Origin of the sequence: Staphylococcus petrasii (assembly GCF_002902565.1) — a bacterium.
GTDB classification, from domain to species: Bacteria; Bacillota; Bacilli; order Staphylococcales; family Staphylococcaceae; genus Staphylococcus; species Staphylococcus petrasii.
Genome location: NZ_PPRC01000069.1, coordinates 1 through 11,167 on the forward strand (window position 1 = coordinate 1; position 11,167 = coordinate 11,167).

The 11,167-nt window shown below is 33.7% G+C and carries 10 protein-coding genes; 6 read left to right on the plus strand and 4 right to left on the minus strand.

Annotated elements, in window-relative coordinates:
- Window positions 1-336: 336 nt before the first annotated feature.
- Window positions 337-1,968 carry an ABC transporter ATP-binding protein/permease gene (locus CD127_RS10040; RefSeq protein WP_103366616.1) on the plus strand — a complete coding sequence of 544 codons (1,632 nt, stop codon included), beginning with the start codon at window positions 337-339 and terminating at the stop codon, window positions 1,966-1,968.
- On the plus strand, window positions 1,965-3,632 hold the full coding sequence (gene cydC / locus CD127_RS10045; protein WP_103366617.1) for a thiol reductant ABC exporter subunit CydC: 1,668 nt from the start codon (window positions 1,965-1,967) through the stop codon (window positions 3,630-3,632). The genes CD127_RS10040 and cydC overlap by 4 nt, the downstream gene beginning before the upstream one ends.
- A gap of 738 nt (window positions 3,633-4,370) precedes the next feature.
- On the opposite strand, the gene mgrA is transcribed toward cydC, so the two are convergent.
- Window positions 4,371-4,808: a global transcriptional regulator MgrA gene (gene mgrA / locus CD127_RS10050; RefSeq protein WP_103298206.1), complete on the minus strand. Its 438-nt coding sequence runs from the start codon at window positions 4,806-4,808 to the stop codon at window positions 4,371-4,373.
- A gap of 223 nt (window positions 4,809-5,031) precedes the next feature.
- Here mgrA and CD127_RS10055 point away from each other — a divergent pair, with 223 nt between their 5' ends.
- From CD127_RS10055 to CD127_RS10070, 4 genes are all read left to right on the plus strand, one after another.
- Entirely contained in the window at window positions 5,032-5,958 is a 927-nt protein-coding gene (locus tag CD127_RS10055; protein WP_103366618.1) for a CobW family GTP-binding protein, read from the plus strand.
- 92 nt (window positions 5,959-6,050) lie between these two features.
- Window positions 6,051-6,347, plus strand: a complete 297-nt coding sequence (locus tag CD127_RS10060; protein WP_103329644.1) for a hypothetical protein — start codon at window positions 6,051-6,053, stop codon at window positions 6,345-6,347.
- A 170-nt stretch (window positions 6,348-6,517) separates the two neighbouring features.
- The gene (locus tag CD127_RS10065; protein ID WP_103366619.1) at window positions 6,518-8,089 is read left to right on the plus strand and encodes an SLC13 family permease; all 1,572 of its coding nucleotides are present in this window, start codon (window positions 6,518-6,520) and stop codon (window positions 8,087-8,089) included.
- Between the two features lie 94 nt (window positions 8,090-8,183).
- A complete protein-coding gene (locus tag CD127_RS10070) occupies window positions 8,184-9,557 on the plus strand; it encodes a cryptochrome/photolyase family protein (RefSeq protein WP_103366620.1) in 1,374 nt (457 codons plus the stop codon).
- A 66-nt stretch (window positions 9,558-9,623) separates the two neighbouring features.
- Here CD127_RS10070 and CD127_RS10075 read toward each other — a convergent pair whose 3' ends face one another.
- The 3 genes from CD127_RS10075 to CD127_RS10085 all read right to left on the minus strand — a co-directional run bounded on the left by CD127_RS10075 (window position 9,624) and on the right by CD127_RS10085 (window position 11,121).
- Entirely contained in the window at window positions 9,624-9,899 is a 276-nt protein-coding gene (locus tag CD127_RS10075; RefSeq protein ID WP_103298211.1) for a hypothetical protein, read from the minus strand.
- Entirely contained in the window at window positions 9,896-10,513 is a 618-nt protein-coding gene (locus tag CD127_RS10080) for a DUF1361 domain-containing protein (protein ID WP_103298212.1), read from the minus strand. Before CD127_RS10080 ends, CD127_RS10075 begins: the two co-directional genes overlap by 4 nt.
- A gap of 188 nt (window positions 10,514-10,701) precedes the next feature.
- Window positions 10,702-11,121, minus strand: coding sequence for a PPC domain-containing DNA-binding protein (locus CD127_RS10085; RefSeq protein WP_103366621.1), 420 nt, complete (start codon window positions 11,119-11,121; stop codon window positions 10,702-10,704).
- Window positions 11,122-11,167 lie beyond the last annotated feature (46 nt).

An 11,167-nucleotide genomic window follows, 5' to 3' on the forward strand; every position in this document is an offset into this window, starting at 1 on the left:
TTATTATAATATCATATTAAATTAAAGCTTTGCTAATGATATTAAAGTAGAACACTATAATCACCATAAAAATAGAAAGAGAAAATAATTTTTATAATGTAAGTGCTACATTGAAATTGTCATTCTGCTACAAAATATTTTAAATCTCCACTTAATAACTTATATTTAATTACCAATTCACTACAACAGACTAAAGTATGAAATCTACATATACTTAAAACATAAAACCGCCTCATTTTGTATTACTAGCCATTCACCTTGTCACTAATTTTTCGAATTTAATTAAATGATAAATAAGGGATAAGTTCTTATAATAGTAAATTAGGTGAAGTTAAAATGAAAAAACTAATGAATTTAGTCTTTAAATATAAAATATTTCCATTTTTAATGGGAATCATCAGTTTGTTACTCGCCATTAGCGTAGTGATACAAAATATTAGTATTGCCGAATTCTTAAATCGCATGCTTTATCACCAGCATACCTCTATTTATCCATTATTATTACTCATTTTAGTCGTACTTATTTTAAGAGCCACATTAAATACGATTAATTTGCGCTTAGGTGATCGATTAGCAACAAAAATAAAACATCAACTCAGAGAACAAGTATTATTCAAACAGTCATCTGTCGCTATTGGTACACAAATTAACATTTTGACAGAAACGATTGATGGCTTAGCACCATTTTTCAAAAGCTATTTACCCCAAGTCTTTAAATCAATGATGATACCATTCATCATTATCTTAGCTATGTGCTTTATTCATTTAAACACAGCGCTTATTATGATTGTGACAGCGCCATTTATTCCGCTCTTTTATATTATTTTTGGACTGAAGACACGAGATGAATCCAAAGACCAAATGACACATCTTAACCAATTTAGCCAAAGATTTTTAAACGTAGCACAAGGTCTCATCACATTGAAGCTATTCAAACGCACGCAACACACAGAAACCCAAATTTATAAAGATAGCACGCAATTTAGAGATTTGACGATGCGAATTCTACGTAGCGCCTTCCTTTCAGGCCTCATGCTCGAATTTATTAGCATGCTCGGCATTGGATTAGTGGCTCTAGAAGCGGCTTTGAGCCTTGTCGTCTTCCATCACATCAACTTTAAAACAGCCGCAATCGCGATTATTTTAGCGCCTGAATTTTATAACGCCATCAAAGATTTAGGCCAAGCTTTCCATACCGGCAAACAAAGTGAAGGTGCAAGCGATATCGTATTTGAATTTTTAGCTTCTGAAAATGCAGCACCAAGTAGCACACCAGAAACAGCACCTACACAAACGCCCCAAATTAAGATGACAAATGTACATTATCAATATCCTGATACCACTACATTTGCTATCAAAGATGTTTCATTAACGATTAATCAAGGCGAAAAAATCGCCATCGTAGGCCCAAGTGGGGCAGGTAAAACAACACTAGCACGACTACTCACCCAATCGCTCAAATCGACGAATGGAAACGTAACGTTTAACAGTGACGTGTCCAATATAGGCATGCTAAGTCAACATCCATACCTCTTTTCCGCAACAATAAAAGAAAATATTGCGATGTTTAAAGAGGTTGAAGATGAAGCGATTCTTGAAGTATTAGAAAAGGTGGGGCTTAAAGATAAAGTCCAAAGCTTAGCACAAGGGATTCATACGCCTATCGGGGAGGGCGGCGAAATGTTATCTGGAGGGCAAATGCGCCGTCTTGAATTATCACGCGTGTTATTAACAAATCCAGATATCGTCGTCTTCGATGAGCCAACGACAGGTTTAGATTTAGACACTGAAAGAGTGATTCAACAGGCCATTGCTCAATATTTCGAGCATACAACGATGATTATTATTGCGCATCGTACGTCTACGATTCGCCAAGCAACGCGTCGCTTATTTATTGAAAATGGGCAACTAATTAAAGATGATCATGATATTTCAGTTAGTTACACAAAAGGTGGTGAGCAACGATGAAACCACGTATTCAATTTCGACCTGATAAAGATTTAATATTAGCGATATTAACAGGTATAGTAGGAAGTTTAGTGGCATTAGCCATGTTCTTTCTAAGTGGTTATATGGTCACTCAAAGTGCACTAGGGGCACCATTATATGCATTGATGGTACTCGTTGTTTCCGTAAAATTATTTGGTTTCTTACGTGCCATTGCCCGTTATGGAGAACGTTTATTATCACATCGCACTACATTTACAATGTTGCGTGATGTAAGGGTACAATTCTTACAACACTTAATTCCACGTGTACCGAATATTTATCGTAAATATAAATCAAGTGACCTTATTTCTAAAATGATTAGTAAAGTAGAAGCACTTCAGAATATTTATTTACGTGTCTATTATCCGCCAATAGTGATTGGCTTTACAGCAATCATTGCAGCTGTAACGTTGATTTATTTTAGCGTTGCACATGCGATTATTATTGTGATGAGTATGTTGTGTTCATTATGGATTGTGCCGTGGCTTAGTGCGAAACGTGCACGTACATTGAAACAACAAGTCGCGCTTCAACAACAAGATACTTTAGCAAAGTTTTATGATTATAAAGAAGGTTATGAAGAATTAAATCGTTTTAATCAAACTGAAGCGTATCGTCAAGATGTGCTCGCATCATTGGATAAGTATGATAAGTTGCAAGCGAAAGAAACACGCTTCTTAACGTTGTATGATTATATACTGAATATACTTGCAATGTTAGCTTTATTTGCCAGTCTTGCGCTCGGCGCGATACAAGTGGGAAACGGTCAGCTCAATGTTATCTATTTAACAAGCATCGTATTAATGGTGTTAACGCTATTTGAACAAGCCGTGCCAATGAGCAACTTTGCCTATTATAAAGCTGATACCGATGAAGCGTTGGCTGATTTAAACGATGTCTTGTCATATCCAACTACTACGTCAACTTCTGATATTACTTCTAGAGACGAAAACGTATTTGACGTTGAGGATTTAACTTTTAATTATCTCTATCAAGAGACGCCAGTATTAAACCATATTAATTTAACTGTTAATAAGGGAGAGAAAGTGGCTATTATTGGTCCTTCTGGTTCAGGTAAAAGTACGCTACTTCAAATTTTAAGTGGTTTGTATGAGATACCACATGGGGACGTTAAACTTTACGGTCAGACAGTGACGGATATTACAGAAGACGCACGCTATAGTGAACTGAATGTGTTGTTGCAAGCACAACAGCTATTTGATGGTACCATTCGCGAGAATTTATTTTCAGAGGAAAAAGATGACAAATTACTGCAAGTGTTAGAACAAGTTAATCTTGGACATTTAAAATTAGATCAACAGCTTACGCTTGATGGACATACGTTATCAGGAGGAGAAATTCAACGCTTGGCACTTGCGCGCTTACTCTTGAAAAAAGCGAATGTGTGGATATTAGATGAACCAACGACAGCATTGGATGAAGCAAATACTGAAAATGTGATGCGTTTGGTGGATGAAAACGCAAAAACAGTTGTAGTTGCTACGCATGACATAGGGTTACTATCGCGATTTGATAAAATTGTGGTCATGATTGATGGTCAAGTGATTGAACAAGGCAGTTATGATGCACTAGTTGAAAGGGATAGTTATTTAAGTCGTTTGATCAAAGAAAATGATCAATAAGAAACGACAAGGCATTCTTAGATAGATAGTTACTCATTTAGTTGCGACGCTTTCTTGCGGGAAAGGCTTAAGCCTGTAGTCTTATAAAGGCGTTCTTAGATAGATATTCACTCACTTAAGTTGAGATGCTTGCCTAGGAGGCTGGGTCGAGCCACGGTCTTGTAAAGCAGTTCTTAGATAGATATTTACTCGTTTAAGTTGTTTCGCTTTCCTGGGGTGCTGTCTCAGCCTGTAGTCTTCGACTAGCACTGCTCCCCTAGGAGACTTCACAACTACACTTCGTAATCTATCTTAGAACTACTTACGTAAGTGTTTAAACACTTACGTTCATCAATAACTCTAATTCCCTCAGGCGTCACTCAACTACGTTTCGTTATCTATCTTAGAACGTCTTACACAAGTGCAATTGCACTTGTGTTCAATATAAAAAACGCCAAGAGTCGCGCAACGTCATTCGTTATTCATCTTAGAACTACTTACGTAAGTGTATGAACACTTACGTTCCTTCCCCAGCTTTCTTTGGTTGTAGACTTTCTATGCGAAAGTCTTTGTGCTGGGGCCCCGCGCGCAACGTCCTTTGTTGTCTATAATCAAGGACTTCTTACTTTAAATATCAATTAAAACGAAAAACCTGAGATATCTTTTATATTGAGATACCTCAGGTTTTTCGTTATTGATAAATATATAAAATTGGTTCGAAATGTATAACTTTAATTAGCGTTGTATTAGCATGTCATTTTATTTGTTTTCAGTAAAGGCGTCGATGACTTTGCCTAATAGACGATTGAGTTCTTTCACTTCATCGATACTTAATGAAGAAGCGGTAGCTACTTTTGTAGATGCATCGCTTAATTCAGGTTTGATTTTTTCACTTTTTTCAGTAAGATGAATGAATACTTCACGTTGGTCAACTTCAGAACGTTCACGTTTAATTAAATCAACGTGTTCCATTCTTTTTAATAAAGGTGATACCGTACCAGTATCTAAGGCTAGTTCAGTTACTACCTTTTTAACATTTACAGGAGATTCATCCCATAAAATACTTAACACTAAAAATTGTGGGTAAGTAAGGTTGTACTTTTTAAAGACTTTGTTTGAATAGTAGCGATTTACTTGTCTTTGTGCATTGTACAAACTAAAGCATAGTTGCTCTTTCAAATTATGTTGTTCAGACATTAAAGTTCTCCTCCAGACATTCTATCCGTCTCTCTATGTTTCGGATTAAATTTCGTCTATGTTGTGTAAAATATAACTTGCAACACACTTCGTTTCAATGCCATGCTAAAATTAAAGTATGCTTAAATTTTAGAAGATAATTCTATTTTAATCAAGTGTAATCTAAAATATATACTTATATTATCAATTTCAAATATTTTTTAAATAGAAAAGAGTTTTTAAAATGATAAATAATAAAAATGAAAAAATATCTATTACAATTGTTAGCGGCTTCTTAGGAAGTGGCAAAACTACATTTTTAAAATATTATATAGACCAATTATTAAAAAAAGATGAGAAAGTCACGATTATTATGAATGAATTTGGACAATTTGATGTCGATAGCATATTAGTTGGGGAAGATGTGTCGGTTACATCCCTAATAAACGGTTGCGTTTGCTGTGATTTGAATAATGATTTAGTCAATCAGTTGAATATGTTAGTGCAACAAAAAGAAACGCAACATATTGTCATTGAAGCTACAGGTATTGCACATCCATTAGAAATTTTTACTGCTTGCCAAGATCCTACTATTATTAAAGAAGTTCATACACCACAAATTATTGGTCTTGTGGATGCACAACGCTTTTCAAAAAAAGGAGACTATACTGAGTCGACTACGCATTTAATGGAAGAACAAATTGCATATAGTGATGTGATTATTCTCAACAAAACAGACTTAGTGGAAGAAGAGACACTGCAAAATCTTGAAGCTGAGTTAAATCGTCTGAACCCTCAAGCAACGCTTATTAGTACGACGTATAGCCAAGTGAATGATGAACAGTTGGAAGGAAGTACCAATCATCAAGTGAAATCGCATCACCATGCTCATCATCATGGTATTCAATCTATGCAATATACGTTTACCTCTGCGATAGATCGCCAATTATTCTATCAATTTATCTTAAGATTGCCTGACAATGTCTTGCGATTAAAAGGTTTTGTGAAATTCAGAGATTTGCCTGAAGCGACATACGAATTTCAATATTCTATGGGCTTACCGGATTATGGAGTGATCGATAAAGATGTGCCTTTAACGATTGTAATTATTGGAGAAGGTATTGATATAAACCGCTTGCGCAATCAATTAGAGATGATTCAATTTACTTAACAGTAGTCCATGGTAATGTTAAGACTTTGTCACAAGTAATATATAGGAGAAAGTCGGGTTTTGTCTTATAATGTAAAAAGGAGGGTTTGCGCATGAATAATGAAGATAAACGTACAAAGCAAATTCGCTTTGAATTTAAATGGATCACCATTCCATATGTCATTTTTGCGGTTATCGTTTTATTACTAAACATTTTTTATACTAATATCAAAGTAACGATGGCATTATTTGGCCTTTTCTTTGCTTATAATTTAGGTATGCTATTTATCGCATTTATTAATAAATATAAACGAACGCTAATTTTAACATTGATTTTAACGATTTTAAGTGCCGCAACATTCTTTATATTACTATATGTGTTTGGGCTAAATCGTGAAATTTTTGGATAAATCAATTACATTAACAAGAACTTTGTGAAGTTTCTAAAACCATTACAAAGTTCTTTTATTTTTTATCTCAAAATTATTAAAAAATTAAGAACATTTATTTGTGTGTGATTTAAATAAAGCGCTTTCTTGATATACTAATAGTGTATTCATCTTAAGGGAGTGTAATAAAAATGGCAGACAGAGAGTTATCAAAAACGGAAAATTTAAGCGCAAATAATCAGAAAGAAAATGAAAAGAAGAAGAACAAAGGGTATAAGCCACTTTGGATTATTACAAGTTTTGTTGTTTTATTTATTATTTTATTACTACCTACTCCAGCAGGCTTACCCATCATGGCTAAAGGCGCCTTAGCGATTTTAGCATTTGCAGTGATTATGTGGGTGACGGAAGCGGTCACTTATCCAGTATCTTCTACAATGATTTTAGGTTTAATTATTTTAATTTTAGGTTTTAGCCCAGTTCAACATCTTACTGAAAAGCTTGGTAATCCAAAAGCTGGCGATAAAATATTATCAGGCAATGATCTATTAGGGACTGGTAATGCATTAAGTCACGCTTTTAGTGGGTTCTCAACTTCTGCAGTTGCACTTGTAGCAGCCGCTTTATTTTTAGCTGCAGCTATGCAAGAAACGAATTTACATAAACGCTTAGCATTACTTGTACTATCTATAGTAGGAAATAAAACACGTAACATCGTGATTGGTGCTATTTTAGTATCTATTGTTTTAGCTTTCTTTGTACCTTCCGCCACTGCTAGAGCTGGCGCAGTAGTTCCAATTTTACTTGGCATGATTGCTGCTTTTAAAGTATCGAAAGATAGTAAACTAGCTTCATTATTAATTATTACAGCTGTCCAAGCTGTATCCATTTGGAACATAGGGATTAAAACGGCTGCTGCTCAGAATATTGTAGCAGTAAATTTTATTAATCAGAACTTAGGACATGATGTGTCATGGGGAGAATGGTTCTTATATGCTGCACCATGGTCTATAGTTATGTCTATTGCTTTATATTTTATAATGATTAAAGTCATGCCTCCAGAACGTGAATCTATTGAAGGTGGTAAAAAATTAATTAAAGAAGAGCTCGATAAATTAGGGCCGGTTTCTCCTAAAGAATGGCGTTTAATTGTTATTTCAATTTTATTACTTATTTTTTGGTCAACAGAAAAGATATTACATCCAATAGACTCAGCTTCTATCACTATTATTGCTTTAGCTATTATGCTTACACCTAAAGTAGGTGTCATGACGTGGAAAGGCGTTGAAAAGAAAATCCCATGGGGCACAATTATTGTATTTGGTGTCGGCATTTCTTTAGGAAATGTGCTATTAAAAACAGGTGCAGCCCAATGGCTAAGTGATAAAACATTTGGCTTAATGGGACTTGAACATCTACCAATTATCGCCACTATCGCATTAATTACATTATTTAACATTATCATACACCTTGGTTTTGCAAGTGCTACAAGTTTAGCGTCAGCATTGATTCCAGTATTTATTTCATTAACATCAACCTTACATCTTGGCGATCAATCTATAGGATTTGTGTTAATCCAACAATTTGTTATTAGCTTTGGATTTTTACTACCAGTCAGCGCACCGCAAAACATGCTCGCGTATGGTACAAACACCTTTACAGTTAAAGATTTCTTGAAGACGGGTATTCCTTTAACCATTGTTGGCTATATCCTTGTCATCATTTTTAGTATGACGTATTGGCATTGGCTTGGTTTAGTATAATCATTTTAAATATTAGATGACTAAGTTTTATTTCACGTTTTTTATTTTCTTGGAAAAGGGTAAAGAAAATGAACGCGAAATGAGGAGTGAAACGATGAATATAGGTGTCATACTGAATAGAGTTTTTAGAACACAAAATAATCCATTATTTGAATATATAAGCCAACAACAAAATGATATTGATCAATGCTATTTAATTATTCCTCAGGAAATATTTGAGGAAGAAGGCACTGAAATGAAACACAACTATTATTATGGTGTGTTGGAAAAATTTTTAAAAGAACTAAAAAAGCATGATATTGAACCATTCTTAATTGAATATAGCGAGTTAGGGAACTTCTGCAAGGAGAAGCATGTTGAAGAGGTTGTTGTAGCAGGCGATATTATGAGTTATCACCAAGAAAGTTATGATATTCGCCACTTAAAACAAGCATTCAAAAAATACGATATTTCGGTAGTGACTTTACGAGCAAATCATTACTTTAAACCGAGTACAACAATGAACAAACAGGGGACGCCTTATAAAGTGTTTACGAGCTTTTATAAAGCGCATCGTTCTACTCTTCGTCAGCACTCAGCTTATGACTACAATCTCAAAGATATTGCGAAGTTGTGTGTTAAGTCTCAACAAACATTAAACAAAGATTATTCAAATGATGGCTTATCTGAAGAACAAGCACTAAATCAATGGCACGATTTTTTAGAAAATGATATTCAAAATTACGATTCAAATAGAGAGTATTTACCTGAAGTTTTAACAAGTCAATTAAGTATTGTATTAGCTTACGGACTAATTGATATTAAACATATTATAACTGAGTTGCTTGAAAGTTATGAAGAAGATGAAAGTAATATTGAAAAGTTCATTCGAGAATTAATGTTCCGTGAATTTTATTATGTGTTAATGACACAATATCCAAATACGGCACATGAAGCTTTTAATGAAAAATATCGTAATATCAAATGGTCATATAATAAAGATGATTTTAAGTGTTGGTATGAAGGAAAAACAGGTTTCCCAATTATAGATGCAGCTATGGCTGAATTAAATGAAACGGGTTATATGCATAATCGTATGCGTATGGTAGTATCACAATTCTTAACCAAAGATTTATTTATCGATTGGACATGGGGAGAAGATTATTTCAGAAAGAAACTCATTGATTTCGATTCAGCTTCAAATGTGCACGGTTGGCAATGGTCTGCTTCTACGGGCACAGATGCTGTACCATACTTTAGAATGTTTAGCCCAACAAGACAAAGTGAGCGTTTCGATAAAGATGCTTTATATATTAAGAAGTTTATCCCAGAACTTAAGGATATGACAGCTAAATGGTTGCATGAACCTCTGAAACATCAATCGCAGCTTGAGAAAGAGGGACTTAAATTAGGGGAAGACTATCCAAAACCTATCGTCGATCATAAAAGCGCACGTGAATATGTAATGTCTACATTTAAAAGTATTTAAATAACTTAAATAAAATGCGAGTTCTATTTTAATTTCAATAGAACTCGCATTTTCATCATATATTAATTATTTTAAAACAAATATGCAGAGATAAACGGCTACATATTCTAAGAAAGTGATTAAATACATATATTTTAATCTAAGTTTTACGTGAAACGGTACTTCCCATCTAGGGTAGTGACGCTCATAATAGAAAACTTGTACTAAAAATAAACCGATACCTAATGGTAATAGCATAAGTAAGACACTATTTTTCATGCTAAAACCGATACGATTAAAGAAATGACCTATAACAAGTTGCAAAGCTACTATTATAATAAGGAGTAATAAAATATTCATCATTTCGCTACACGCACTCCTTTTACAAATAAAATAATAACAGCTTGTAGTAATACCATTAATAATACGAAAATAATGGTATGGAGATTTAACTCATTAAGCACTTGTTGGATAATCGTAAATGGTCTCGTAATGAGATGTACGGTATGGAATCTTAAGAAACGTCCCATATAAATGCCTAAACCATTTAAAAACATTAATACGATAATTAATGAACGGTTAAGCCATTTATATGAAGTGATATGAGATAAATTAATGAAAATTAATACCATACAATAAATTGCTAAAAAGACACCTAAAAGTAAATAAGTGAAATAAATCCATTCCATTAAATTTAAACGTACGTAAAAATCAAAAGTGAATTGATTTAGGTGTATTAAGTCTGTCAGCATATAAAAGGTGTTAGGCACTAGCAATATAAAAATAAGTGCGAACACAATAAATAGCGGCCATTCAAACGATTTTCTAGGTCTGAAAAGTCTTAAAAGCAAACATAACTCAAAAGGTATGTAAGCTAAAAAAAGATTCAAACTCATAAAATTAAAAACTCTAGTTTCGAATAATGACACAGTAAAAAGAATAATAAAATATATCCTTGCAATATAACGCGCGGTCATATCATACACTACTTTCTTTGATATTTATAAAACGCTAAATTTGTTTAGTCAATGTTTAATATTAAACTTTCACAAATAGGTAATCAACTAATTTACCTGTATATTGCATATTAATTTGAATGTAGTACTGAAATACAAAACTATCAGCTATTTATCAATTTTCAATAAATAGCCGATAACTGAAAAGATTATGGGCGCAATAAATTTAAACCTGTTTCACTATCGTGTGTACGGTTGATATCCATATTTGTCATTGTAATTACAATTTCAGCTGTAGCTGACACTCTAGCTTTAGTTAAATGTCCACTTAATGTTTGGAAATCACGTGTACCAAATGTTCCGTGTAAATGCGCAAAGGGTTGATCACCAATATGCGAAATATTACCTAATAAACTTGTTAATTCTAAAGCTTCATTTACTTCACGCGCTTCGTATTTTTGCGTTTCTAAATTATAGAAATTTAGCGTTACATTGTCACACGCACCGATACCACTTACTGTGCCAAATTTCATTTCATGCTCTGTGGCAAACTCCGTTACTTGTTCTACAATATCTTCACCTTTATCTAACACTAAAAGAAATGTTTGACCGTCTTTTTGATATTTCATCGTTTTCACCTCAGATAAATAGTAGTTACTTCTATTATACGTTGAG

Bases quoted from the DNA above. Each gene is read 5' to 3' on its own strand.
- cydC (WP_103366617.1), top strand. From the start codon at position 1,965: ATGAAACCACGTATTCAATTTCGACCTGATAAAGATTTAATATTAGCG.
- CD127_RS10040 (WP_103366616.1), top strand. From the start codon at position 337: ATGAAAAAACTAATGAATTTAGTCTTTAAATATAAAATATTTCCATTT.
- CD127_RS10080 (WP_103298212.1), bottom strand. From the start codon at position 10,513: ATGACCGCGCGTTATATTGCAAGGATATATTTTATTATTCTTTTTACT.
- CD127_RS10060 (WP_103329644.1), top strand. From the start codon at position 6,051: ATGAATAATGAAGATAAACGTACAAAGCAAATTCGCTTTGAATTTAAA.
- CD127_RS10085 (WP_103366621.1), bottom strand. From the start codon at position 11,121: ATGAAATATCAAAAAGACGGTCAAACATTTCTTTTAGTGTTAGATAAA.
- CD127_RS10065 (WP_103366619.1), top strand. From the start codon at position 6,518: ATGGCAGACAGAGAGTTATCAAAAACGGAAAATTTAAGCGCAAATAAT.
- CD127_RS10055 (WP_103366618.1), top strand. From the start codon at position 5,032: ATGATAAATAATAAAAATGAAAAAATATCTATTACAATTGTTAGCGGC.
- CD127_RS10075 (WP_103298211.1), bottom strand. From the start codon at position 9,899: ATGATGAATATTTTATTACTCCTTATTATAATAGTAGCTTTGCAACTT.
- mgrA (WP_103298206.1), bottom strand. From the start codon at position 4,808: ATGTCTGAACAACATAATTTGAAAGAGCAACTATGCTTTAGTTTGTAC.
- CD127_RS10070 (WP_103366620.1), top strand. From the start codon at position 8,184: ATGAATATAGGTGTCATACTGAATAGAGTTTTTAGAACACAAAATAAT.